Annotated in this window: 20 protein-coding genes; 17 read left to right on the top strand and 3 right to left on the bottom strand. The window is 41.0% G+C overall.

All coding sequences use genetic code 11. The features are described 5' to 3' along the window. Positions 1–28: 28 nt before the first annotated feature. On the top strand, positions 29–1,945 hold the full coding sequence (locus G596_RS0102410; protein ID WP_022760240.1) for a GGDEF domain-containing protein: 1,917 nt from the start codon (positions 29–31) through the stop codon (positions 1,943–1,945). A 148-nt stretch (positions 1,946–2,093) separates the two neighbouring features. Further along, a complete protein-coding gene (locus tag G596_RS0102405) occupies positions 2,094–3,401 on the top strand; it encodes a hypothetical protein (protein WP_022760239.1) in 1,308 nt (435 codons plus the stop codon). Here G596_RS0102405 and G596_RS0102400 read toward each other — a convergent pair. After that, positions 3,364–4,656 (bottom strand): tRNA(Met) cytidine acetate ligase, encoded by a 1,293-nt coding sequence (locus tag G596_RS0102400; protein ID WP_022760238.1) that lies wholly within the window; start codon positions 4,654–4,656, stop codon positions 3,364–3,366. The genes G596_RS0102405 and G596_RS0102400 overlap by 38 nt on opposite strands. Before the next feature lie 29 nt (positions 4,657–4,685). Here G596_RS0102400 and G596_RS0102395 point away from each other — a divergent pair, with 29 nt between their 5' ends. The 9 genes from G596_RS0102395 (at position 4,686) to G596_RS0102355 (ending at position 12,732) form a co-directional block, all read left to right on the top strand. Further along, positions 4,686–5,879, top strand: coding sequence for an acetate/propionate family kinase (locus G596_RS0102395; RefSeq protein ID WP_022760237.1), 1,194 nt, complete (start codon positions 4,686–4,688; stop codon positions 5,877–5,879). A 231-nt stretch (positions 5,880–6,110) separates the two neighbouring features. Further along, positions 6,111–6,347 (top strand): hypothetical protein, encoded by a 237-nt coding sequence (locus G596_RS0102390; protein WP_022760236.1) that lies wholly within the window; start codon positions 6,111–6,113, stop codon positions 6,345–6,347. Next, positions 6,347–6,556 (top strand): ParB/RepB/Spo0J family partition protein, encoded by a 210-nt coding sequence (locus G596_RS0102385; RefSeq protein ID WP_022760235.1) that lies wholly within the window; start codon positions 6,347–6,349, stop codon positions 6,554–6,556. The genes G596_RS0102390 and G596_RS0102385 overlap by 1 nt, the downstream gene beginning before the upstream one ends. A gap of 45 nt (positions 6,557–6,601) precedes the next feature. Then, positions 6,602–7,102 carry a hypothetical protein gene (locus G596_RS0102380; RefSeq protein WP_022760234.1) on the top strand — a complete coding sequence of 167 codons (501 nt, stop codon included), beginning with the start codon at positions 6,602–6,604 and terminating at the stop codon, positions 7,100–7,102. 3 nt (positions 7,103–7,105) lie between these two features. Further along, the gene (locus tag G596_RS0102375) at positions 7,106–8,182 is read left to right on the top strand and encodes an ABC transporter ATP-binding protein (protein WP_022760233.1); all 1,077 of its coding nucleotides are present in this window, start codon (positions 7,106–7,108) and stop codon (positions 8,180–8,182) included. Then, the gene (locus tag G596_RS0102370) at positions 8,169–9,089 is read left to right on the top strand and encodes an ABC transporter ATP-binding protein (protein ID WP_022760232.1); all 921 of its coding nucleotides are present in this window, start codon (positions 8,169–8,171) and stop codon (positions 9,087–9,089) included. The genes G596_RS0102375 and G596_RS0102370 overlap by 14 nt, the downstream gene beginning before the upstream one ends. After that, positions 9,086–10,726, top strand: a complete 1,641-nt coding sequence (locus G596_RS0102365) for a peptide ABC transporter substrate-binding protein (protein WP_022760231.1) — start codon at positions 9,086–9,088, stop codon at positions 10,724–10,726. The genes G596_RS0102370 and G596_RS0102365 overlap by 4 nt, the downstream gene beginning before the upstream one ends. 11 nt (positions 10,727–10,737) lie before the next feature. Then, positions 10,738–11,676, top strand: a complete 939-nt coding sequence (locus tag G596_RS0102360; RefSeq protein WP_022760230.1) for an ABC transporter permease — start codon at positions 10,738–10,740, stop codon at positions 11,674–11,676. 45 nt (positions 11,677–11,721) lie between these two features. Beyond that, on the top strand, positions 11,722–12,732 hold the full coding sequence (locus tag G596_RS0102355; RefSeq protein WP_044927601.1) for an ABC transporter permease: 1,011 nt from the start codon (positions 11,722–11,724) through the stop codon (positions 12,730–12,732). Between the two features lie 4 nt (positions 12,733–12,736). Here G596_RS0102355 and G596_RS20590 read toward each other — a convergent pair whose 3' ends face one another. After that, positions 12,737–13,765, bottom strand: coding sequence for a DUF3089 domain-containing protein (locus tag G596_RS20590; protein ID WP_022760229.1), 1,029 nt, complete (start codon positions 13,763–13,765; stop codon positions 12,737–12,739). Between the two features lie 207 nt (positions 13,766–13,972). Here G596_RS20590 and G596_RS0102345 point away from each other — a divergent pair, with 207 nt between their 5' ends. Both G596_RS0102345 and G596_RS0102340 read left to right on the top strand, forming a co-directional pair. After that, complete coding sequence (locus G596_RS0102345; RefSeq protein ID WP_022760228.1) at positions 13,973–15,307, top strand: MATE family efflux transporter; 1,335 nt, start codon at positions 13,973–13,975, stop codon at positions 15,305–15,307. Between the two features lie 55 nt (positions 15,308–15,362). Then, positions 15,363–21,521 (top strand): non-ribosomal peptide synthetase, encoded by a 6,159-nt coding sequence (locus G596_RS0102340; RefSeq protein WP_022760227.1) that lies wholly within the window; start codon positions 15,363–15,365, stop codon positions 21,519–21,521. 81 nt (positions 21,522–21,602) lie between these two features. On the opposite strand, the gene G596_RS0102335 is transcribed toward G596_RS0102340, so the two are convergent. Next, positions 21,603–22,577, bottom strand: a complete 975-nt coding sequence (locus G596_RS0102335) for a fibronectin type III domain-containing protein (RefSeq protein ID WP_022760226.1) — start codon at positions 22,575–22,577, stop codon at positions 21,603–21,605. Positions 22,578–22,873: 296 nt separating this feature from the next. Here G596_RS0102335 and rpmF point away from each other — a divergent pair, with 296 nt between their 5' ends. The 4 genes from rpmF to rnc all read left to right on the top strand — a co-directional run bounded on the left by rpmF (position 22,874) and on the right by rnc (position 25,446). Then, a complete protein-coding gene (rpmF, locus tag G596_RS0102330) occupies positions 22,874–23,056 on the top strand; it encodes a 50S ribosomal protein L32 (RefSeq protein WP_022760225.1) in 183 nt (60 codons plus the stop codon). 247 nt (positions 23,057–23,303) lie between these two features. Next, a complete protein-coding gene (gene plsX, locus G596_RS0102325) occupies positions 23,304–24,314 on the top strand; it encodes a phosphate acyltransferase PlsX (protein WP_022760224.1) in 1,011 nt (336 codons plus the stop codon). A gap of 109 nt (positions 24,315–24,423) precedes the next feature. Further along, on the top strand, positions 24,424–24,660 hold the full coding sequence (gene acpP, locus G596_RS0102320) for an acyl carrier protein (protein ID WP_022760223.1): 237 nt from the start codon (positions 24,424–24,426) through the stop codon (positions 24,658–24,660). Positions 24,661–24,753: 93 nt separating this feature from the next. Further along, positions 24,754–25,446, top strand: a complete 693-nt coding sequence (gene rnc / locus G596_RS0102315) for a ribonuclease III (protein WP_022760222.1) — start codon at positions 24,754–24,756, stop codon at positions 25,444–25,446. Position 25,447 lies beyond the last annotated feature (1 nt).

Raw genomic sequence — 25,447 nt, 5'->3', positions numbered from 1 at the left:
TGAGGAAGGCTCCTTTTGAGGATTATTTATGCAGTTTACATATCAGTTTGATGTCGCCGGTATAATGGTACTAATGACAAGCTTAATATGTGCATGGATTCGTCCTAAGCTTATGAAGAACTTTAGTTTTAGTCTAAAGCTTCTTATTTTGTGCGCCATTGCCTATAATGTTCTGGATTCTGCCACAGTTATTCTTCTTAAGATAGCAAATCCCCGGACCTATTATGTTACATATATTCTTTTGCTGGCATATTTTTGTGTTCTGTTCCTTATTCCTTATTGTGCTACAAAGTATTTTTATGAATTGTGCGGAGAAAAGATAAACAGACTGTTCATGGACGGCGGACTTGCGCTGATGATAGGGCTGGCTACGTTTGGTAATATTTTCTTTGATCTCTTTTTTGCCATGGATAGAAATACTATGGTTTATGAGCATGGACCCGGAGCATGGCTGACATCTATATATTATCTTGTATGTTCAAGCTCAGTCGGTGTCTGTGCTGTAAGGCATTCCAGATACCTTGGACGCATAAGGAAAAGGCTTCTTATTACGGTTTTTATTATTACTGTTTTTAATCTGATTTATCAGACATTCCTTCCTGAACAGTCACTTACAGGACTTGTCATTGCACTTGCTGTTGCCATGACAATTGTTGTTTTTTGCTTTGTGGACGTTACGGTTGATGAGCTTACAGGGCTAAACAACAGAGCCGGATTTATTCGATCCTGTGATGAACTTATGCATAAGCAAAAAATGGATGGATATGCAATGGTCAAAGTTCAGGTTTATCACATGCAGGAGCTTAATGAGCGCACAGGACTTGAGAACGGGGACAGGGTGCTGATGCTCCTTGCTGATAACATACAAAGATGCGTTGAAAATGCAAAGCATAAAGCGGTATGCGGCAGAATAGGCGGAGATACTTTTGCTGTTCTTACTGATGAAGAATTATCAATCAGTACAATGGCAAAAGCGGATTTGTCTGAGTCAATAAGAAACCCTCTTACCGGCCTTGATTATGCTGTATCTTTCTATGCCGGCGTTTACAGACTTGAAGAGGACGATACCGATATCAACAAGATGCTTGATCATGCGGGATATGCTTTGAAATGGGTTTCCGGTAATTTTAAGACCAATGTTGCGTTCTATGATGATGATATCAGGAGAGAGGACGAGCATAGAAAATCTGTGGAGCAGAGGGTAAGGGGAGCTATTCAGGACAGAGAGTTTAAGGTATATCTTCAGCCTGTATGCGACACTATGACCAGAGAAAGAGTTAGTGCGGAAGCTCTTGTAAGATGGATTGATTCAAAAAACCAGATGATCAATCCTGCAGATTTTATTCCGATACTGGAGAAAAACGGATTCATAACGGAATTGGATTTATATGTTCTTGATGAAGTATGCAGAATTTTGAGGGAGTGGATCAACCAGGGAGTTGATGTGGTTCCGGTTTCGGTTAACTTTTCAAGAGTTGATGTGGATCACCATGGGATTGTGGAAGAGATTATCGCTACGGTTGATAAATACAGACTCGATCATAAACTGATTAAGATAGAGCTTACTGAGAGTGCATTCAATGATAATATCGACAGTATTATTACCATGCTCACGAAGCTGCGGGAAAACGGATTCATCGTCATGATGGATGACTTTGGAAGCGGATACTCTAACCTCAATATGTTTAAGGATATGCCCCTTGATATTGTGAAGATAGATATGTATTTTCTTAGGAATATTGAGAACAGTGAGAAAGGACTTATTGTTCTTGAATCGGTTGTTCAGATGGCTAAAAGACTCGGCCTTCAGATCGTTGTTGAAGGTGTGGAAACCCAGGAGCAATATGATTATATCAGAAAGCTTCGCTGCGAGATGATCCAGGGATTCTACTTTGCTAAGCCGATGCCATCGGAGATATTCCCGGATCAGATTACAGCGGGATGAATTGTTACTATAAACTATGACTTTGAGTAAGAAGAGCTGTTTTGGCAGCTCTTTTTATTATGTTCTTTTTCTGATATAATCTTCGTTCGTGGGGACTGTATGCTATACAGGTAATTTGAACCTGTATATGTGGAATGGAGTATTTTTAATGTTCGACAAATTATTAAAACAGGCTGAGCACGCAAACAATGAGGAAAGGCTTAAGATAGGTGTTCAGATTATAACAAGAATATTTGGGATTGAAGCATTTGCAGGTATAGCTTCTTACATTCTTGGGCTTTTTTTAGGTAAAATTACAAATAGTGTAGAGGTTGAAATAATATCAATATGCTTTTTGATTCCGATGTTTACACTATGGTTTTTTCTCATTGCTGACAAAAAAGAAAAAGAATCCGGTGAGGTTTGCTATGACGATAAAGGTAATGACGAAAAAGTTAATGATGAGAATGATTACAGTGTGGTGAGCGGCTATGGAACGATGCCTCATTTTAGCTCTATGTATAGGGAATATCAGATAAAACACATACTATCAAAACATTCATTTCATCCGTTTATTCGCCCGAATGGGAAGAAGTCTGGAATAATTCGTGTCAGTGAAGATGATAAGTGGGTATGTATTTTCGGTGCGTATTATCCTATAGACCTGATCTGCGGATACAATAAGACAAAGAATGAAATATATGCTATTGACGGAACAATAATAAAGCTTCCTATAAGATGCAAACTTCGCAGTGCAAGTACCGGTATTGAGGAATTCTTCGAAGACAGAGGTTTCTATTATAAATCAATGCCCGGCAAAGCTGAAGTTAGATTTGAGGCTGCTCTTGACAGACCTCGCAAAGACCTTTCAAGGGCAGATTGGGGAATGGTTCGTTATCAGTGGGAAAAAGCTATTGCCGGCAGCAGTAATAAGGACGGAAAAATCGGAGATGATTTCTTCGAGAGAGTTCTTACGGATGCTGAAATCGCCAGAGTGGTAAGGGCTATTGGAAAAGGAGAGGGAAGTCTTTCTTATTATACGGATTTTGAGAAGTATCAGAATGAGTTTAGCGTATGTAACGGAATCAGACTTATTAGCGTGATCGGGAAACAGGCAAAATATGATGAAATGGATTTCCTTTTTAGATGCCTTGAAGATGTTGATGAGACATATTTCCTGATGGCTGTTGAAGTTCTAAAAAAATCGCCAAGAACAAAAGTCCAGGAGAAATTGGAAGAAAAGGCAAGGATTGCCTATGAAGAATATGATGTCCAGGAACTTGGCGGCTTATTATATCTGGCAAAAGTAATTGGTTATGATATACAGTATGTTAAAAAGATAAAAGAAGCGCAGGAAAAAGGTGACTTGTCATCAAATGCTGCTTTGGAGTTCGAGGTGGATGAGAAGGAACTGCTTGGAAGTGATTATGTACAGAGATTCAGTCCCTATGCTTATCAGTACAAGAAGGTTGAATAACAGGCGTTTTGGCATACTCATTGATGGGTGATATGCCTCTTACAAGATCATAAATGTTTGATGCGGCTATAGTCTCACTAAGCAAGCTATAGGCGTTTTCATCAAGTGTCTTATAGGCATCAGAGAGCGTGGAAATAACAGGAATGCGGGAGCATTCCTGTATTTTTTTCAGCAAAGGAGAGGCGCTTTTTCTAAAGCCAAGAACGCGGGCATAGGAAGTAAATGCGCTTCGATCGGGTGAATACAAAGACATTTTTTCTGTGGTCATTCCAAGAAGAATATGCAAAAGAGCCCTGCTTATCCTGGTATAGGTAAGATCCTTTGATTTAAGAAGTGCCGTAAAATCTGAAAAAGAGGTGTACTCTGGAATTTTTCCGGTTATCTTATCAGAGAGATCAGGACTTACATCAAGATATTTCTCAAAACCGTAGTCTTTTTCGCTTATAAGCTTGTAATGAAGAAGCTCGGAAAAAATATCGGCGGAAATAATTTTTAAATTTCCGTCCGGGTAAGAACTTTCTAAATAATTTTTGATGTCTGATGGAAACTGTGAAAGCGCTCCTGAGAATTCTTCTGAGGAGAGGTCACAGTTTTCGAGAATGTTTCTGATCGCTTTTGCTGATGAGAAATATTCTGCATCCGGACTTATACCCATATCATCATAGGATGCACCGACTCTTTTTATGGCATAGGGTTTGATAGAGCTGTTTTGCAGAAAAAGAGCCTTAATATACTCGGTTCCAAGAATGTCATTGGGAGTAGAGATAAGGGATAAATTTATATTATCGGTCCCATCGGCAGATGCGGAAACTGATAAAGCATTTGATCTTGCGGCAGCGTAGTTCATGCCTGCTTTCAGATTGTCTTTTATACGTATGCTGAGTTCTTCAGACTCATCGGCAAGAACGCGGGCCACTTTTTTCATGGAATCAAGATCTGCTGACTCAGAACCGAAGCCAAGGTAGTCTATGCATCCAAGATTATTTAAAACAGAAACAGCTCCGCCGGCAAAAAATTCTGCGCTGGATGTGCTATAATATATAGGCAATTCAAATACAAGGTCGGCTCCGGACATGAGAGCCATTTTTGTTCTTGTATATTTATCGAGGATTGCTGGAGCACCACGCTGAGTGTAATCGCCACTCATGACAATTACAGCATAATCAGCTCCGGTCTCTTCTTTCAGAGTCCGAAGCAGGTATTCGTGTCCCTTGTGAAACGGATTAAATTCAGCAATGATTCCGACAGTCTTCATAAAAAATATATTATCATGGAGGTTTAATAATGAAAATACTGGTTATCAATTGCGGAAGTTCATCACTTAAATTCCAGCTTATTGATTCAGAGACAGAGCAGGTACTCGGAAAGGGCATTTGTGAGAGAATCGGCATCGACGGAAGGATTGTATTTACTCCCGGTGATGGCGATAAGATTACAAATGATACTGCTATACCGGACCATAACAAAGCTATTGAGCTTGTAATAGCTGCACTTACAAATAAGGATACAGGAGTTATCGCATCACTTGATGAGATAGGTGCGGTAGGTCACAGAATTGTGCATGGCGGCGAGAAGTTTACCAAGTCAGTTGTTATCGATGAGGAAGTTATCAGAGCTATCGAAGAGGTTTCTGACCTGGCTCCTCTTCACAATCCTGCAAATCTTATAGGTATAAGAGCATGTCAGAAGGCTATGCCCGGTGTTCCTATGGTAGCCGTATTTGATACAGCTTTTCATCAGACAATGCCCGAGGAGGCTTATCTCTACGGAATTCCTTATGGACTTTACGAAAAGTACAAGATCCGCAGATATGGTTTCCACGGAACAAGCCATTCATATGTAAGTAAGAGAGCAGCAGAAATGCTTGGCAAGGATTACAGTGAGCTTAAGACCATCGTTTGCCATCTCGGTAACGGCGCATCCGTATCAGCAGTTAAGAATGGTAAGTGTGTGGACACTTCAATGGGACTTACCCCTCTTGAAGGACTTATCATGGGAACGCGAAGCGGCGATATCGATCCTTCTGTTGTTGAATTTATTATGAAAAAAGAGGGCTGCGACGTATCCGATGCAGAGAATATCCTCAATAAGAAGTCCGGTGTTTATGGTCTTTCAGGTGATGTTTCCTCAGACTTCAGAGATCTTGAGGATGGTTACAACAATGGAGATAAGGGATGTATTCGTGCAATCAACACCTTCTGCTATAGAGTAGCAAAGTATATCGGTTCATATGCAGCAGCTATGGACGGCGTGGATTGCATCTGTTTCACAGCAGGTGTCGGTGAGAACGGACCTCTTGTCAGAAATATCATTTGTGAGAGACTTGGTTTCCTTGGAGTAAAGATAGACAAGGATGCCAACGAAGTTCATGGAAAAGAGAAAGAAGTATCTACATCTGATTCTAAGGTTAAGGTACTTGTTGTTCCCACAAACGAGGAACTTGCAATTGCAAGAGATACAAATGAACTTTGTAAGTAATTGATAATCTTTTACAAACGAACAACGAAAAAAAGCGGAATAAGAATTATCTTTTGAGCTCCCGGCATGATAAAACATGCCGGGAGTTTTTATGCATATTTACGGGGGTATTTATGCTTATTTAAGATTTTTATGAAGTCAAAAATAGTAGAATTAATGAAGGATAGTGAAATGTATCATGGATAATTATCGGAATATTTGCATGATCAAGTATCCGGAAAAGGACTATTTATGGCGGAAACAAATTATCAATTCAAGGAATTTATAAAAAGTGAGATAAAAAAATACAAGGGAGTTTATTTCCCTATTAAAGCTGGCAGATGGGAAAGATTATTGATAACAGAGCTACCGTGTTCAAGCCTTCATCCCAATCCCGATGATGAGTTTTGCTCAGAAAGTATTGGGCCGAGCTTCAGGATTATTTCTGAATATGAAAAAAGATCAGAGATAACCTTAGAAAGGAGCTAATGCCATTTTCAGAACCGATTGTTGTCGAAAAAGTGAGTCCGGACGGTTATCTTATCCTTAATGGGCATCATAGGTGGGCAGCTGCAAGAAATGCGGGTCTACAGAATGTGCCTGTAGAAATTGTAAACCTTACACAGGAAGATGATATAAGAAAAATGCTTAAAAATTCAGACAGGCAAAAGAGAGTAATGAGTGGTCAGCTATGGTGATGAACATAGTTGAAGGATTTGACACTAAAGGGGAAGAATAAGGAGATGCCGGATAAAAGTGAAGCAAAAATGAGGGTCTCGTTTGATCTGGATGAAGTGCTTTTTGTAAATCCGGATTTCGTCAAAACCGAACCTGAATTAAAATTTCCGTTTAACAAAATATATAAAGAGAGACTACGACTTGGTACGCCCGAACTTATAAATAAGCTTCAGGAAATGGGATACGAAGTATGGGTATATACATCATCATTTCGAACTGAGAAATACATTAGCAAATTATTTAAGCATTATGGCGTAAAGTTTGACGGTATTGTTAATGCAGACAGGCATTTACGAGAAGTCCAGAGAGATAACGGGACCACCCTTCCTCAGAAGCTCCCAAGCAGATATAGGATTTCACTGCATATTGATGATGAAAATATTGTTTGTACCTTGGGAAGGCAATATGGTTATACCGCTTATCAGGTAAAAGGACAGGATGAAGAGTGGACAGAGAAGGTAATTGAACGTGCTGAACAAATAAGGCAGATGAATATGAGGGAATGAAGAATGATTGACAGAGCGCAGGAAGTTTTGAAGATAAGTAATCTAGATATAAGTATATCTATGGGGAAGGAAAAAATACATGCCATAAGAGGGCTTGATCTTATCCTTCGAAAAGGTGAAACGGTTGCACTCGTTGGTGAATCGGGTTCAGGCAAGTCGATCACCATGAAAGCTGTAATGGGTATCTTGCCTGAAGGTTCCATTATCAATAAGGGAAGTATTATCCTAAAGGATGGTGAGAAAGAGATAGATATTCTAAAACAATCACCATCTTATCTAAGGACAAATATCGTCGGAAAAAGGATCGCTATGATATTTCAGGATCCTATGACTTCCCTGAATCCCACTATGACAATCGGTGGTCAGCTTAAAGCGGCAATTCTTGCTCATGCAAAGCTTTCAAAGGATGAAGTCTTTGAAAAATCTGTCACCCTGCTTAGGGAAGTTGGTATAACCGAACCTGAAAGAAGACTGAAGCAGTATCCTCATGAATTCTCAGGTGGAATGAGGCAAAGGATAGTCATAGCAATGGCTTTGTCATCAGATCCCGAGATTCTTATTTGTGATGAGCCGACTACTGCGCTGGATGTGACGATACAGGACAAGATACTCGATCTGATCATAAGTCTTCAGCAAAAAAGAGAACTGTCAGTAATATATATAACCCATGATCTTGGAGTGGTAGCAAAGACATCAGACTACGTAAATGTCATGTATGCCGGAAGGATTATAGAGTGCGGGACTATAGTTGACATTTTCTACGATCCGAGACATCCGTATACCTGGGGATTACTCTCAGCAATACCGGATGTAGGTGACAGTCACACGGAATTATATTCAATACCGGGAACACCTCCGGTTCTTACAAAGGAACCCGTAGGGGATGCTTTTGCAAAAAGAAACCCATATGCACTGAATATTGATTTCAAAAAGGAAGCACCTTTATTTAAGATATCAAACAGTCATTACGCAGCAACCTGGCTGCTCGATGAAAGGGCGAAACCTGTAAGTCGTCCAAAGGAGCTTGAAGAGAGAATTCAGAGAATGAGGATGGAGGCAGCTGCGTATGTCAATGAGTGATACAAGGGCGAGTGAGCCACTTCTTAAAGTCGAAGACCTGATTATGAGATTTGGAAATGGCAGGAATTCTTTTACCGCTGTAAATAAAGTGAGCTTTTTAATAAACAAAGGCGAGATATACGGACTTGTCGGGGAATCTGGTTCCGGAAAATCCACGATAGGTAAGTGCGTCATTGGACTTAACAGGTCAACATCCGGAAAAATATATTTTGAGGGCAAGGAGCTTCGTTCCATATGTCCTGAAATCCAGATGATATTTCAGGATCCTATGTCATCACTTAATCCTAAGAAAAAGATTAAGGATATAGTTGGTGCCGGACTGGATATCCATAAACTGTATTCTTCCATGGAAGAGCGGGATGGCATGATAAGTGAAGTTCTTGAAACTGTAGGTTTGTCAAAAGAACAAGCAGAGAGATATCCCGGACAGTTTTCCGGTGGACAAAGGCAAAGAGTTGGAATAGCAAGAGCCCTTATTATGAAGCCGAAGCTTATTGTGGCCGATGAATGCATAGCTGCTTTGGATGCATCTGTCCAGGCCCAGATTGTAAATATGATATCGCGAATATGCAGGGAAACCGGTACTGCATTTCTTTTCATTTCCCATGACCTGTCAATGGTAAGGTATTTGTGCCAGAGGATAGGCGTTCTTCACCGCGGCTATCTTCTCGAGACCGGAGAGGAAGAGGAGATTTTCAAAAATCCTGCGCATCCCTATACACGCAATCTCCTTGCCGCCAATCCAATTCCAAATCCAATTGTTCAGTTTAAGAAGGATGAGCATTATGACTATGAGACCTCCGGTATTCTCTATGAAAATGGATTTTGGCATGACGTAAATGGCAACAAAAAACATAAAGTATGGTGCACGGACAGTGAATTTGAGAAATGGGGGTTATCGATATGAGTAGGTATGTAAGCAAAAGATATATTGCGTTGCTGACAGTTGCTCTGATAGTTTTCTGTGCTACGGCCTGTTCGGGTGCAAATGAAAGTGCGGACATAGATGCGGAGAAAGAACTCAATATCGGATTTGCAAATTTGCCTATTACGATGGACGCGCAGATGGCTTTTGATTCAGCTTCCACTGATTACCTAAGGCCAATGATCTCAACACTTTTCAAAGATGTAAACGGTGAAATTAAAGAGGATCTGGCAGCAGGTTATGAAGCATCTGAAGATGGGCTTATCTACACGATAAAGCTGAGGGACGATATAAAGTACAGTGACGGAACACCGATAACAGCGGAGGATTTTGTTTATGCTTTTCAAAGAATTGCAGATCCGTTATCAGGAAGCAGCGCAATTTTTGTCTTTCATGATATTTGCGAGGTGAAGAATATACAGGCAGTTAATGAGGAACAGCTACCTTTGTCGGAACTTGGGGTCTCTGCACCTGATGACAGGACGCTGGTGATAGAATTGGAAAGACCATGCCCATATTTTATCAGCACTCTTGCAACTTCATGTAGTGCACCCTGCAGCAGATCTTTTGTTGAAAAATGCGGGAGCCTTTATGCCACAAAGGCCGAATATATTTTAGGAAGCGGGCCATTCTACATAGATCGCTATGAACCATTTGATACCCAGGTTCATTACAGTAAGAACCCCTATTATTACGATTCTGAGGCAGTAAAGCTTTCTGGTATTTCAATAAGATATGTACAAAGCGGCCAGCAGGCGATGATGTGCTATGAGAGTGGTGCACTGGATGTTATAAATCTTTCAGGTTCTATACAGGAGCTGGCAGAAGATGACGAGAACGTTACAGAGAATGCTTCAGGAAGCATATTTTATATGGGTACGGTTCCGGCTCATAACAGCGCACTCAAAAATAAAAATATAAGGCGTGCACTTATAAAGTCAATTAACCGGGAAAGTATTGTAAGAAATATAACAAAGAGAGGAACTGCACCGCTGGAAAGGTTTGTTCCCGAAAACTTCAGTCTTGATACCAACGGAAATGACTATGTGAAAGAGCCGGGTGAATATAGCGATGTATGTGCCTATGATAAGGAGAAAGCGCTGGAATACTGGCAGCAGGGACTTGATGAAATAAACGCTAAAACACTTGAGCTTTCGCTGATATGCAGACCCAATGATGAAACTGTGATAGAGATGATTATTAATGAGTGGGAGAATAATCTTCCGGGGCTCAGTATTGATGCAAAGGTTATTCCTGCCAAACAGTATTGGGATGACCTGGATAAAAAAGAAAATGATCTATATGTAGCCGGGTGGGGAGCCGATTATTCAGATCCCAATACATTCTTGTCACTATTTATATCTACGTCGAAATATGATTATGCGGACCTTAAAAGCGAAAAATATGACAAGCTTTTAGATGATGCAGTGATTGAAACAGATCCTGCTCGCAGATTCGAAATGCTTCATGAAGCAGAGGATTTGCTGATGGAAGAGAGTCTTTATTTTCCTATATATGCAAAAGGGAATGCATGGCTGATATCCGGCGGGGTTAAGGATGTGGTGTTTGACTTTAACGGCTCGACTTTGGATCCGACGTGGGTTTCTAAGAATAGGTAAAGGAGAGAAAAATGGTTAAATATACTATCAAAAAAATATTGATATCAGTTTTATCTCTTATCCTTATAATTTTTATACTATTCATGCTTATGGAATTGATGCCCGGATCTCCGTTTAACGATGAGAAGCTAAGCGAAGAGCAAAAGCAGGTGCTATATGAAGCTTATGGGCTGGATAAACCTGTCATATACCGATTTGGAGTATATATGATAAATATGCTTCATGGGGATTTTGGTGATAGCTACAGCATTTCGGTTAATACTCCTGTTGCGTCGCTTATCAGCACAAGACTACCGGTTTCCATGCAGGTAGGAGGTGCGGCAATGCTTATCGGAAGCATTGCGGGGCTTGCACTTGGCTTTCTTGCAGCATTTAACAGAGGAAAAGCCATGGACGTAATATGCATGATAATCAGTATACTTGGAGTGTCTGTTCCCTCATATATTTTTGCTATATTACTGAATTATTATGTCGGATTTAGATGGAAAGCTTTGCCTCTTCTATATGATTTCAGAATTCCGGTAAGAACCTCCATTATGCCTGTGATTGCACTTTCAATAGGCGTTATGGGAGTTGTTATGAAGTTCACAAGGGATGAAGCAACTATGGTTCTTAAGTCAGACTATGTGCTCTTTGCAAGGAGTCAGGGGATTTCGGAGAAAGAGATATTGTTTGGGTATGTTCTTCGTAATTCAATGATTCCTGTAATAACGGTGATGGCAATGCTGTTGGTCTCACTTCTTACGGGATCTCTCGTTACAGAGAGAATTTTTTCCATACCGGGAATTGGAGCGCTTCTTACCACCGCAATAACAGCTAATGACTACAACGTGGTAATAGCACTGAGTTTTGTTTATGCGGTTATATATGTGGTTGCAAGACTTGTTCTGGATCTGGTTTATGGACTTATAGATCCCAGAATACGAGTATCCGGAGGTGCCGGTAAGTAATAACAGAGCCGGTTAAAAGTAGCTTGATTAAGAAAGGGTAGAACTATGGCAATCGAAAAATATGAGGATGGTTTTACTGCGGAAGATTTTGAAGTGGCGGTCAGAACTGATGATATGGAGATAGATACTACCTTCTCGGGTGAAGGAAGGTTTAAAACTGCGCTCAGAAGATATAAGAGGAATAAGGCAGCAATGTTTGGGCTTATTACACTAACTATACTTGTTCTTGCCAGTATACTTATTCCTGCTCTTTCGGGAAAAGCGATAGATGCACAGAATCCGGATCGAAGCTTTGTAGCTCCTAAGATACCCGGAATTTTAAACGGCTCGGAGAGAATACCTTATACAACTGGAGAGAGAACAGTTAATAAATATGAAGAGCTTTCCATAGATGACACGGCCTATTTATTTGGAACCGATCAGCTGGGAAGGGATCTGTTTTTGAGATGCTTCAAAGGAATGCAGGTGTCTCTTCTTATTGCCTTGGCAGCAGGCATGATTTCACTGGTTATCGGTATGAACTACGGAATGATATCCGGGTATATAGGTGGAAAGACAGATCTAATCATGCAACAAATAGTGGACGTGCTTAGCAGTATTCCCACCCTTGTGGTTGTAACGCTTTTGATGCTGGTATTTAAGCCCGGTATCAGTTCTATTATCATAGCTATTATGCTGACTGGCTGGATGGAGATGAGTATTATTGCCAGAGCTCAGGTATTTAAGCTTAAGGACAGGGAATATATTCTCGCTGCCAGAACACTTGGGGCGGGAGATTTCTTTATTTTGTTCAGGGAAATACTTCCCAATATTTTTGAATCCCTGGTAACTGAACTTATGGTGTCCATCCCAACGGCAATCTTTTTTGAAACTTTCCTCAGCTTTGTGGGACTTGGACTTCCTGTTGGAAGCTGCTCCCTTGGAAGACTTATTTCCGAAGGTTTTGATAATTGCCTGGTCCACCCATATACACTTATTCCGCCTATGATACTTCTTGTCCTTCTGATGATATCGGCAAATCTTGTGGCAGAAGGACTAAAGGATGCGTTTGAGTAAGTCCCTATCTTTCGAGAAAGGCAGTGGTTCTTTTTTGTATATTATCCTGAAGATTAACAAAGAACAGGAAATTATCATAAAGATGAAGTGAGCCGGTGGGGAATATGGATAATCCTGCAGGATACTGATTGGTGTCAATTCCTGTGACGATCAAAGTACCTCTTTCGGGATCTATGTATGCGCCATAGGCACCAACTGTGCAGGAGGTTATCGCACCGGAAGAATCCTGCGTAACGCTGCCTTTATTGAGTTTTTTATCTGCCACTTTGCTGTCTGTTCTCCAGTTTAACGGATTGATGGAGAGGGCTCTTGTTCCTTTTGGAGTGATGACGCTGTCTGTTACATTCCCGTCTTCACAGTCATAGCTTATTACAACGCCTGTATCAAGCTCGCCTGTGGCAGGCTTTATCTGAGGGTACTTCTGTACCATATCCTCTGTCATATTCCAACCGATTGCATATACTGCCACAAGGTTATTTCTAAGAGATGTTGCCCTTTCACTATCTCCTCCATAATATTCCTGAAGAAGTCTGTAGCACATATCTGCGCCCTGTGAAAAGCCAGCAAGGATTATAGGTCTGCCGTTATTCTTGTGCTCAAGATAATATTTGAAGGATGCCGAAACATCTATATATGCATTGGCAAGTATCTTCTCTCTGGTTATCGGATCATATTCATAGGCTTTCAGCGCAGCCTGTCTGTAATAGGGTGCATACAGTTTTGCGGTATATGCATAGAGGGCCTGCTGTTGATTCATGGCATTTCTGAAGCTCTTTTTATATCCGGGCGTAATCGCCGAATTGATCTCACTTTTAACATCTACTGACGGTGCAACTATAAAGACGTCAACAGGTTTGTCATCGCCGATACCATCATATAGCCAGTTGCTGCTGTCTGCGTAATTAAGCGGACTGGTAAAAGGAAGGACGTTGACATTTTCAGCTGCTGTAACTTTTATATTGGCAGAAATAATAAATGATAGTGCTAGAACACATGAGAAAAGTGTAGAAAGAAACTTCTTTGTTGTAACCATTTTTCATCCTCCTGACATATGACAATTTTTATTGCGAAAGTATGTGAGACTATGGATATATTATGAGCCATTTATGATTAAAATACTTTGATTTTATAAAATTTTAATAAAGTATTTATCATAAAAACGATAAATTTATGGGGATAAAAGAGCTTTATGTTGTAAAATTAATATGTTACAGTCAACTCTAAAAACGGGATGATTATTATGAAAGAAACCATAAAAATTTCCGATAAATTCACATTGAAAAAAATGATTCTGTTTTCACTTCCCTGCATTGGAATGCAGCTTGTCGATAATACCTATCAGGTTGTAGATGGCTACTTTATTTCCAATTTTCTCGGTGAGGAAGTTTTTGCTGCTGAAAATATGATATTTCCGCCTCTGGCGCTTTTAATGTCCCTGGGACTTGTGGTTGGAGCAGGCGGAAGCGCTATTATTGCAGCTTTGCTCGGAGAGGGAAAGGACGAAGAAGCAAGAAAGACAATGTCTATGCTCAGTGCTTTTCTTCTGGTTTTTGGTACTTTGGTATCGGCAATAGCATTTGTGTTCATGACGCAGATTGCGAAATTAGTAGGAGCAACTGATGAACTTGTTCCGTACTGTGCTGCATACGGAAGGATACTGGCAGCTTTTATGCCCGCGGAGATGATGAATTATGCCTTTCAGGAGTATCTGGTTACTGCCGATGAGGGAAGGCTTGGACTGATTGTTTCTGTGGTGAATGCTGTAACTAATATAATACTTGATTTTCTGTTTGTGGGGATTCTGGGATTTGGATTGACCGGAGCTGCGGTTGCAACGGGTATTGCCTGGTGCGTCAGCCTGGTTGTGGCAGTTCGTTATTTTGTTGATAAAAAACATAACCTGCACCTCACTTCATTTAAGATCCACGTGAACTATATCGGACAGGCTTTGGGCAATGGATCTTCTGAGATGGTTGACGCTGTTTCTTATGCCGTTGTTGCTATTATTTTCAATAAGCGACTTATTACTCTTCTTGCAACAAGAGGAGTTTCTGCATATGCCGTGACGGAATATGTGACCGGAATATTCTATGCAGTATTTATGGGCTTTGGTATAGCAATGATTCCTGTCTTTGGTTATAGATTTGGAGAGAAAAACTATGATGAGCTTACAAGGCTTCGCAATGAGGGAATAAAGCTTTCTCTAATCTGGGGTAGTATTATGCTGGCGATATCTACAGTCTTTAGCCCTCTGATTTCTCAGATATTTGTGGGATATGATTCAGTTCTTGCAGACATGTCCACTTATGCGCTCAGAGTTTGCGGAGCGGCGTTTCTTCTTTCCGGAGTAAATATGTTTTCATCATCATTTTTTACGGGAATATCGGATGGACTTTCGTCTGCGATTATTGCTTTTGCGAGAAGCTTCTTTATGCCGATAGTACTGGTTTATCTGCTTCCTTATTTATTTGGTAAAAACTCGATTTGGTACACGGCTCTTGTGGCGGAAATTATTACTATCGTAATCGTGGTTATTCTAAATAAAACAAGATATAGGAAAGACATATCTATATAACAGGTGGGAAATACGTAACGAGTCAGAAAAATGTAAAGATCGAGAGGTGCTGCTAATGGCAAAAGAGTGTTCCGGAATAGTTTTTATACCTGATAAGATCAGAGAAAATGCACAAATTATACCTGATCAGACAGCGATTATTGCTAAGGACAGAATTCTTACATACAGAAATCTTGATGAGTTATCGGATAAGGCAGCTTATGGGATTCTTTCAAAGTGTGCCGGGATGGAAGAGGGGACTCCGATAGGACTTCTTCTTGACAGAAAATCTTATGTATTTCCGCTGGAACTTGGAATTGTACGCGCAGGATTTGCATATATTCCTATGACAGATGAATATCCGGTGGAGAGAATTGCATATTGTCTGAAAAATGCCGGTGCCGGTGTACTAATAACAACAAAGGAAATCCTTGAGAGCAAAGCAGATCTTAAGGATGCCGGTGTTCAGGTGATGTTTGTCGAAGAAATATTGTCCTATGAGGGCGAGCCTAAGGAACTTCCGGCTATAAAGGGAGACAGGCTCACTCATATTATCTACACTTCCGGATCCACAGGAGTGCCTAAGGGTGTCAGAAACACTGCCTATGCGGATGCGTATATGGTGAACACTGAGACAGGGAATTACCCTCTGTTTGAATATTATAATTTCAAGAAGCTGACAATGGCAGTAACTCAGATTTCGTTCGTATTGTCACTCTTAGACTATGCAATACTTTATAACGGCGGAAGCATACTTTTTATTCCTGAAGAAGATTACAGAGATATGGAAGCTCTGGCCTCAAAGATGCTTGAATATGAGGTGCAGAGTGTTTTTGCAACGCCGTCTTTTATTAAGAACTTCCTTGAGATAAAAGGAACTAAACCTGCTATAGCAATTCTTGATATCCTGCTTTTTGCGGGAGAAGTCATGGATGAGAGAGTGCTTGAGGATGTCTTTAAGATCAATCCCTGGATTCATGTGATTGACGGATTTGGTGCAACAGAATTAAACGGACTTTCCGTATCTAAGCTCATTACTGCTGATGATAGAAAGATAAGCATAGGAAAACCTATGCCCATGACCACGACTTATGTAGTAAGCGACAAGGATGACAATCGACTGATGGTGGATGAAAACGGTGAACTTCTTGTTGCTTCGCCTGCTGTTACTGTCGGATATCAGGGAAATAAAGAGAAGAATGAGTCTGCATTTACAGTGATAGACGGCGAAAGATACTACAGGACAGGGGATGTTGCATTTGAGGATAGCGAAGGTGAATTTCATCTTGTCGGAAGAAAAGATGATATGGTCAAGCTCCATGGACAGAGAATTGAGCTTGGAGAAATAGAGAGCGTTCTGCGTGAGTTTGATGGAATTAAACAATGCAAGGTTATGATGCGAAATAACGGAGCAGAGGATTTCCTTGCTGCCTTCTACACTGCAAAAGAGGAGTATTCAAAGAAGACGCTTGCGGATTTTCTGAAGGTTAAACTTCCTGTTTATATGGTTCCCTCTGCTTTTGTCTATCTTGATGCGATGCCGCTTAACACAAACAAAAAGGTCGATCGTGTTAAGCTCCTTGAGATGCCCATTACGGTTAATAGAAGCGATTATGTGGCTCCCGAGACAGAGCTTGAAGGAAAGCTTTGCAGCTTATATGAGGCAGTTCTTGGAGCGGATGGCCTTGGGACAAATGCGGATTTCTTCGAATACGGTGGAACATCTCTTAGTGTAACCAAACTATTATCAAAGTTATCCGAAGAGGGATATTCTGTTTCATATGGCGATGTGAATGAACATCCCACTCCCGGTGAACTTGCTGACTTCATAGAAAATTCAGGAGAAAGGGTCGGCATTCCGGAACTTGACAGGGATGAATATCCTCTTACGAAAACGCAGCTTGGTATATACCTTGAGGGAATCACCGGAGGAAATAAAGAAACCTATACAATGCAGTATATGATGGAGGCGGAGCCGGGGATAGATGAGAAACGGATTATCGAAGCTGTTCATCAGCTTTTTGATGCCCATCCTTCGATGAAGTATATGATCAGATGCAGGGAAAATGAGCTTCCTTATTCTGAATTTGTTCCTGATGCAGAGGTGGATGTTCCTGTATTTGAAGGAAAAGATGAGGACAGGCTGACTTTCCTAAAGGGCTATATGCCTGTAGTGAAGGTTCTTGATAATCTGCTGTTTCATTTTGCTGTTTATAAGAGTGAAAAGTGCTGCTATCTGATTCTCAGGACACATCTTATTGCATCTGATGCAACCTCCTTTAGCCTTATGATATCCGATCTTAACAGGGCTCTTCATGGTACTCCGCTTCAAAAGGACGGACTCCTTGTTCAGCAGGCGGGACTATATGAGCAGATGCTCATGGAGAGCGGAGCACATGACAAAGCTGCTGATTATTATAAGAAGCTCTTTGCCAAAATGGATGGCATTGATCCCCTTGCAGGTGATCTTAACAATCCGCTTACTCCCGGTGTCAGCCTGAACTACAGATATGAACCCGGTACTCTTAAAGCGGAGACAGTTAAGAAATTCTGCTCTGAAAATCAGATAAGTGAAGGTGCCTTTTTCATGGGTGCTATGGCAATCCTTCTTGGAAAGTACCTGTATTCCGACCAGGTTTCTTTCTCCATGGTTTATAACGGCAGATCCTTAAGTGAGATGGAGAATACTATAGGAACTCTGATAAAGAGAATACCTGTCTATGGAGATCTTACGCAGGATAAGACTGTAAAAGAATTCCTGACAGGTGTAAGCAAGCAGGTTTTTGCCAATATGAGTAATGATATTTACTCCTTCGATGAAGTGCTGAAAAACTGTCCGGTAAACGAGGATGTCGAGCTTATATTCCAGGGCGACCTTTTCACTGACAAGATGGGTAAGGCCGGAGGAGAGCAGCTCCTTAAGAGCAATTCCTATTTTATGGAACAGTATCATACTGGTATGGTTACCGGCTGTATGTCCATTCAGCTGTTTTCAACTGATGGTCTTTATAACATGACAATCGAATACAGAAATGAGAAGTTCTCGGAGAAGTGGATCAAGACCTTTGCCGATCATTTGTTTATTGTTGCGGGCGGTCTTCTGGAGTGTGAGAATATTGGCGACATTGTGATGATGAGTGAGGCTGAAAAAGAGAAGGTTTCCGGATTTAATGAGACGGCTTTCCCTATGGAATTTGTGCCTGTACATGAACAGATTGCTGCCTATGCCAAGAAGACACCTGATAAAAAGGCGGTTGTTTGTAATGGGAAATCACTTACTTTTAAAGAACTGGATGCTTTATCGGATAGTATCGGATGGTTCTTGGCAGGTCTTGGAGTAGGAAAAGATGTGCCTGTGGGAGTTCTTCTTGATAGGTCGATTGATGTCTATGCCCTTGAAAATGGAATATTAAAGGCAGGTGGAGCTTTTGTTCCGTTTATACCCGAATATCCTGATGAAAGAATTGATTTTTGTATGAAGGATGCTGAGATTCCTATACTCGTTACTTCCACGGAAATAAAAGAAGCCAGGAAAGGGCTTTGTGATAATGAATATAAGGTGATAACCCTCGAAGAAATAATTGATGCCAATAACAAGGATACGGAGAAAGGAACCTTTGCTCCTTATAAGTCGGATAGACATGATCTTGCTTATTGCATTTATACCTCAGGATCCACGGGAAGACCTAAGGGTGTAATGATAGAGCATGGCAATATATTTAATTACTGTCACAGAAATGAGAAGTCTGTTGAAATAATGAACTATGCAGATGAGGGTAGGGTATGCCTTGCATTGGCATCATTCTCCTTTGATGTTTCCGTGGTTGAGCAGTTCGTTCCGCTGACAAATGGGAATACTGTTGTTATCGCCACTGAGGATGAGATACATGATCCTGAGCTTTTTGCAAAGCTGGTTAATGAAAACGGTGTAAACGGTATAACCTGTACACCTACATATCTGTCAAGCCTTCTTGGAATACCGGTATCCAGAGATGCAATTAAGAATCTGACTTTCTTTGATATAGGTGCTGAGGCATTTCCTGCTCCTTTGTACGACAACCTCAGAAGTCTTCGCGATGATAGTGTAATACTGAATGTTTACGGACCTACCGAGTGCACAATGGGATGCTCTGCAGATGTCGTTGATGATCCTGCAAATGTAACAATAGGTAATCCTATAGCAAATACAGCTTTCTATATCTTTGATAAATTCGGAAATGAGCTGCCAGTAGGGCTTAGAGGAGAACTTATTATTGCAGGTGATCAGGTTGGACGCGGATATGTGAATCTTCCCGAGAAGACTGCGGCTGCATTTTTTGAGCATAACGGGCAGAAGGCTTACCACAGCGGTGATCTCTGCTCCTGGGCAGACAATGGTAAGGTTCGTATATTTGGAAGAATAGATAATCAGATCAAGCTTCGCGGCTTTAGAATCGAGCTTGATGAAATAGAGAAGGTCATGTCCGAATTTGCAGGAATTAAGGCAGCAGCTGTCAGGGTAATTAAGACCGGCGGCAAAGAATTTCTGGCAGGCTACTATTCATGCGAAGCAGCAACAGGTTCACCCCAAGAAAACGGACCCGATATTGATTCATATAAGGAGTTTATTAAGGGGAAACTTCCGGAATACATGGTTCCGCAGGTATTCAGGCGGGTTGATGAGATGCCGCTTACGGTCAACGGCAAGATTGACAGAAAAGCTCTGCCTGTTCCTGATGCTTCCGAGCTTCAGGCTGAATATGTTGCTCCCGAGAATGAGGTTGAGAAGAAGCTATGCGAGGCCTTTGAGAAGGCGCTGTCGCTTGAGGCAGGCTCTATCGGTACAGCGGATGATTTCTTTGAACTTGGCGGAGATTCATTAAAGGCGATGGCGGTCCTTTCGGAGGTTGCTATAGATGGACTTACCGCAGCTGACATTTTCCAGAAGAAGACTCCTAAGGAAATAGCTCTCGTTGTTAATTCCAGAAGTTCGATGGGAGACCCTGTGGAAATTGACGACAAGGCGAGAACAAAGACCTATGGTCTGTCTTCAATGCAGATTAAGATGGTTGATTATCAGCTCTATAATCCCGGTTCTTCGATGTGGAGCAACATGCATATACTGGTTCGATTTGGTAAAGAAATCGATGCCGATAAGTTATGCGATGCTGTTAACACGGCTATCAGGAATCATCCGGGGCTGTGTGTTGTTTTTGAGTACAATGAGGATTGTGAGCTTCAGCAGAGATATGATCCTTCCATATTCCCGGGAGTAACTGTGGAAGATATTGAGGAGAGTGATATAGACGAACTTGCTAAGACGCTTGTCGTTCCTTTTAGAAAAATCCTGAAATCCTGTTTGTTTAGAACAAGAGTATTCAGAACCGGTGAGCATAGCTACTTCTTCCTGGATGTTCATCACCTGCTTATGGATGGAGGATCACTTGGCGTGCTCCTTCAGGATGTGACAGATGCTTATTATGGAAGGGAGCTTAAAAGAGATTTCTATTTTACACTTCTTGAGAATGCAGCACTTGGTCGTGAAAAGGGAATCTACGATGCTGACAGGGAATATTTTGAGGCTCAGTACGGAAAGAATGCTGAGGGCTTTAAGATAATCGTTACACCGGATCATAAGTCCAATAAGAATTCTTCTGCCGGAAGAATGGTGCGTCTTGATTTTGATGCTGAGCAGGTCAAAAAGGCAGAGGAGAAATGGGGAGTTACTCATTCGTGTATGGCTATTACAAGCGCACTTGTAGCTTTGTCTGAGCATGAAAAAGAAGATAAGGTAATGTGCAACTGGATATATAATGACAGATTGTCTCCTGAATCGGAGCATGCCGTAGGACTTCTTATTAAGAATCTTCCTGTGGGAGTTGATGTTTCAAAGTATGACAATCCGTCAGACCTTCTCTTTGAAGTTAAACGGCAGATCGGAGAGGGTATAGCACATTGTTCCTACGACTATTTCACGGGCTTTGATTCGGCATTTAATTCCGATCCCATGGAGGTTAATTTGCAGCTTGGAATTAATGCGGATGAGCTCGATGAACTGGGACCGGAATTCATTGAACTGGAGGATCCGTATTCTGCAGCCAGTGCACGCCTAGAGCTGGAGCTTCTTGAGAATGAGTATGGTGATGGCGGTTTTGATGCGGAACTCGAGTATGTGGAAGAGATATTTGATAAAGAAAATATTCTGACTTTCCACGATCTTTATGTGAAGATACTAGAGTCGATGGTGAAAGCTTAAATATTCAAAAAATAAAGGGGCTGTTTCAAATCTGAAACAGCCCCTGAAATTATGTATTCAATATTCAGTTGTCAGTGTTTGTTATTTCTTCAGGGTCATATATGTTTCGCCCTTGTGGTAGAAATACAGATAAGTTGAACTTGATCTTGTAATCTTACCATTATCTTTTCTGAAGGAAAGAACATAAACATAATAATCCTTGTTCTTCTTGAACTTCTTATTCTTATTGTCTTTAGACAAGGTTGCCTTTGTCTTGTCCTTGCCGTTTATTGTCTTTACCTTCTTGTAAGTGCCGTTTCTCTTTGAGCCGATATAAATTTCATAACCATTAGCACGAGGTTCTTTTTCCCATTCAAGCTTAAGCTTGCTGCCTACTACGCTAATAGCATATCCGTCATCGTTTTCCTTGAGCATCGGCTGACCGAAGCATCTGTAGGTCTCTGACCATTCACTGAAAATTTTGCTGTTATTAGTATCTATAACATAAGAACGAATTGTAACATCAAGCTTTGTTGCGTCATCGTCGCAGTTATAAGTACATGTTTTCTCTGTTGTTTCTTTCGTTACCTTATCAACGCCGTCGTTAAGAATAAGCTGGAATCCGGCTGCATTTCCGTCACAATCCCATGAAAAGACTGTCTTTTCATCAGAAGCTCTCCAATAGTCCTGTCTTATATTCTTCGGTACGGCAGGGAGAGTTACTGCAACAACAGTAGCATGATCGTTGAATGTTACATTGTCGGTAGAAGCCTGAACCAGTATTGTATATTTTGTGCCGGGTGTAAGGTTCGGGATGGTGCATGTATTGGTCGTTCCAACAGTAGTTGGAGTAACTGCAGCCAGTTTCGTGGTGGCATCCTCAACGCTTGTACCAATACCTAATTTGTAATAATAGGTAGTTCCTGCAGCAGGTGCTTGCCAGGATACGGTAAATGAATTTGCGGTTCTGGATTCAACCTTTACAGGCTGGCTGTAAGCGGCTTTTGCCTTAACGGCAGGAACCAGCAGCAATGAGAGCATCATTGCGAGAGACAAATACTTTAATAGTTTCTTCATTTAGTTCTCCTCCTCATAGGAAAAATTTTATTTTATGAAATTCATTATAACACGAATAATTTATAAATAATTCTAAAAAATTGCTAAACTTTTAACGCCAATTGCTAATTATAATGGATGTATTTCCGTTTATATTTTTTTATATTTATAAATAGATGAAAGAGCCGGTGAAAATGCATTATAAATTTATCGTTGACAACTGCGGATTATATGCTTATAATACCAAGAGTGTGTTGAAAAATGCTAAATGACCATTTATGGTTCATGATATGAACGCTGTAAGGAGGTGTTACCGAATGTCTATCTGCCCGAAGAATAAGTCTTCCAAGGGTCACAGAGACCAGAGAAGAGCAAACTGGAAAATGACTGCTCCCACACTGGTTAAGTGCAGCCACTGTGGCGCGCTTATGCAGCCTCACAAGGTTTGCAAGAAATGTGGCTACTACAACAAGAAGAGCGTTGTGGTTAACGAGGATTGATTTTAATTATTTAAGCATATTTGGCCCGAGATCATTTTGGTCTCGGGCTTTTGCTATATGTAAAAGTTTTTTATAATTCGGTTCGTTGCTTTTTTTATATTTATTTAGTAGAATTTTTATGGATTATTTAAACTTATTTTTTATGCGGAGCCTTTTTTGTTGTCGTGCGTATTTTGTACGACAGTACAAAAACGGACATCCGACAAGATTTAGTCAGATATAAACCGTGGTATATAGAGGAGGAATTATGGCTGAGCTTGTAAAAGTGGCGCTGGATGCCATGGGTGGCGACAATGCACCCGGAGAGATAATTAAGGGCGCCGTGGATGCTCTTGAGGAATCTGACAGACTTAAGATTTTTTTTGTGGGAAAAGAGCAGATAATTAAGGATGAACTCTCTAAATATACTTATGATGAGAGCAGAGTCGAGATAGTAAATGCAGAGGAAGTCATTGAGATGGCTGAGCCTCCGGTTATGGCAATAAGAACTAAGAAGGATTCTTCTATAGTTAAGGCTATGTTCCTTGTAAAACACGGTGAGTGTGATGCATATGTTTCTGCCGGAAGTACTGGTGCGACACTTGTCGGTGGTCAGGTTATTATAGGAAGAATTAAGGGGGTTGAGAGATCACCTCTTGCACCGCTTATTCCTACAGAGAACGGAGTGTCTCTTCTGATTGATTGCGGTGCCAATGTTGATGCCAGACCTTCTCATCTTGTACAGTTTGCAAAGATGGGTTCGGTATACATGGAGAATGTTTGTGGGATTAAAAATCCCAGAGTTGGAATCGTAAATATCGGTGCTGAGGAGGAGAAGGGCAATGCGCTTGTTAAAGAGACCTTCCCACTTCTTAAGAACTGCCCGGACATCAACTTCATCGGCTCTGTTGAGGCAAGGGATATTCCCTACGGTGTTGCTGATGTAATAGTATGTGAGGCTTTTACCGGTAATGTGATACTTAAAATGTATGAAGGCGTTGCAACTGCGCTCCTCAAGGTGGTAAAGAAGGGACTGATGAGCAGCTTAAGAGCAAAGATCGGAGGACTGCTTATTAAACCGGCGCTGAAGGATGCTTTGAAGGATTACGATATGAATCAGTACGGCGGTGCGCCCATGCTTGGACTTACAGGACTTGTTGTTAAGACCCATGGAAGCGCCAAGGCTGTTGAGGTTAAGAACAGCATTCTGCAGTGCGTAACCTTTAAGGAGCAGAATATTGCCGAGAAAATCAAGGAATCTATTTTGTCAGATACCTGATGTATAAAAAGTACTTGTAAAGGTACCGTGAATAGTATTATAGTTTTAGAACACAGATATGATATGCGTTTTTTATCGCATAATAATATGTAAAAAGGATGGAAAAGTTATGGAATTCGAAAAGCTTAAGGAAGTAATTGCCGGCGTACTTAATGTTGATGTAAATGAGATCACTATGGACTCAACCTTCACTGACGATCTAGGAGCTGATTCACTCGATGTATTCCAGATCATCATGGGCATAGAGGACGAGTTTGATGTGAAAATTGATGCAGAACTTGCAGAGAAGATCACAACAGTAGGCGAGGCGGTTGAGCTTCTGAAAAAAGCCAGAAATGAAGGCTGACAGACTATAATAACAACAATCAGGTGATATGGAGCAGAGCCCGCGATGTTTGCTTTGCGTCATATCACTTTGTTTGTTTAAGGAGAGAATATTATGATAGGCGAGAATGAACTTAACGAATTACAGGAGAGTATCGGATATCATTTTAAGGATAGTAATCTGCTTTTACAGGCGCTTACACACAGCTCCTATGCAAACGAGCAGAAGATAAATAAAAGGGGAGATTACGAGAGGCTTGAGTTCCTCGGAGATGCTGTACTTGAACTTGTTTCCAGTCACTATCTTTATAAGAAATACCCGGATAAGAAAGAGGGCGAGATGACCAAGATGAGAGCATCTATGGTCTGTGAGCCTGCGCTTGCATATTGTGCGAGCAGTATTCACCTTGAAAAATACCTCATTCTCGGAAAGGGCGAAGAGGCTACCGGCGGAAGATACAGGGAATCCATTATTTCTGATGTAATGGAAGCTATTATAGGTGCTATTTATCTCGACAGCGGAATTAAAGCTGCTAAAGCTCATATTGAGAAATTTATACTGGACAATCCCGAAGAGAAGCAGATTTTTTATGACAGCAAGTCTGTGCTTCAGGAGATGGTGCAGAGAGACAACGGTTTGGAACTTCGCTATGAAATTTGTGGCGAAAAAGGGCCCGAGCATGATAAAATATTCGAGTCTGCGGTCTACGTGGGCGATAAAAAATTGGGAGAGGGGTCAGGACGTACCAAGAAAGCGGCTGAGCAGAAGGCTGCATATCAGGCTATCCTGGAATTGAAAAAAGAGTAAC

The organism is Butyrivibrio sp. AD3002, from assembly GCF_000420905.1.
Lineage (GTDB): Bacteria > Bacillota > Clostridia > Lachnospirales > Lachnospiraceae > Butyrivibrio.
The sequence above is the reverse complement of the archived record's forward strand: the minus strand, read 5'-3'. Positions and strand labels throughout refer to the sequence as shown.

Coding starts and splice junctions, on each gene's coding strand:
- acpP (WP_022760223.1), top strand. CDS start 24,424: ATGGAATTCGAAAAGCTTAAGGAAGTAATTGCCGGCGTACTTAATGTT.
- G596_RS0102405 (WP_022760239.1), top strand. CDS start 2,094: ATGTTCGACAAATTATTAAAACAGGCTGAGCACGCAAACAATGAGGAA.
- G596_RS0102365 (WP_022760231.1), top strand. CDS start 9,086: ATGAGTAGGTATGTAAGCAAAAGATATATTGCGTTGCTGACAGTTGCT.
- plsX (WP_022760224.1), top strand. CDS start 23,304: ATGGCTGAGCTTGTAAAAGTGGCGCTGGATGCCATGGGTGGCGACAAT.
- G596_RS0102370 (WP_022760232.1), top strand. CDS start 8,169: ATGTCAATGAGTGATACAAGGGCGAGTGAGCCACTTCTTAAAGTCGAA.
- G596_RS0102345 (WP_022760228.1), top strand. CDS start 13,973: ATGAAAGAAACCATAAAAATTTCCGATAAATTCACATTGAAAAAAATG.
- G596_RS0102375 (WP_022760233.1), top strand. CDS start 7,106: ATGATTGACAGAGCGCAGGAAGTTTTGAAGATAAGTAATCTAGATATA.
- G596_RS20590 (WP_022760229.1), bottom strand. CDS start 13,765: ATGGTTACAACAAAGAAGTTTCTTTCTACACTTTTCTCATGTGTTCTA.
- G596_RS0102340 (WP_022760227.1), top strand. CDS start 15,363: ATGGCAAAAGAGTGTTCCGGAATAGTTTTTATACCTGATAAGATCAGA.
- G596_RS0102380 (WP_022760234.1), top strand. CDS start 6,602: ATGCCGGATAAAAGTGAAGCAAAAATGAGGGTCTCGTTTGATCTGGAT.
- G596_RS0102395 (WP_022760237.1), top strand. CDS start 4,686: ATGAAAATACTGGTTATCAATTGCGGAAGTTCATCACTTAAATTCCAG.
- G596_RS0102360 (WP_022760230.1), top strand. CDS start 10,738: ATGGTTAAATATACTATCAAAAAAATATTGATATCAGTTTTATCTCTT.
- G596_RS0102410 (WP_022760240.1), top strand. CDS start 29: ATGCAGTTTACATATCAGTTTGATGTCGCCGGTATAATGGTACTAATG.
- G596_RS0102400 (WP_022760238.1), bottom strand. CDS start 4,656: ATGAAGACTGTCGGAATCATTGCTGAATTTAATCCGTTTCACAAGGGA.
- G596_RS0102390 (WP_022760236.1), top strand. CDS start 6,111: ATGGCGGAAACAAATTATCAATTCAAGGAATTTATAAAAAGTGAGATA.
- rnc (WP_022760222.1), top strand. CDS start 24,754: ATGATAGGCGAGAATGAACTTAACGAATTACAGGAGAGTATCGGATAT.
- G596_RS0102385 (WP_022760235.1), top strand. CDS start 6,347: ATGCCATTTTCAGAACCGATTGTTGTCGAAAAAGTGAGTCCGGACGGT.
- rpmF (WP_022760225.1), top strand. CDS start 22,874: ATGTCTATCTGCCCGAAGAATAAGTCTTCCAAGGGTCACAGAGACCAG.
- G596_RS0102355 (WP_044927601.1), top strand. CDS start 11,722: ATGGCAATCGAAAAATATGAGGATGGTTTTACTGCGGAAGATTTTGAA.
- G596_RS0102335 (WP_022760226.1), bottom strand. CDS start 22,577: ATGAAGAAACTATTAAAGTATTTGTCTCTCGCAATGATGCTCTCATTG.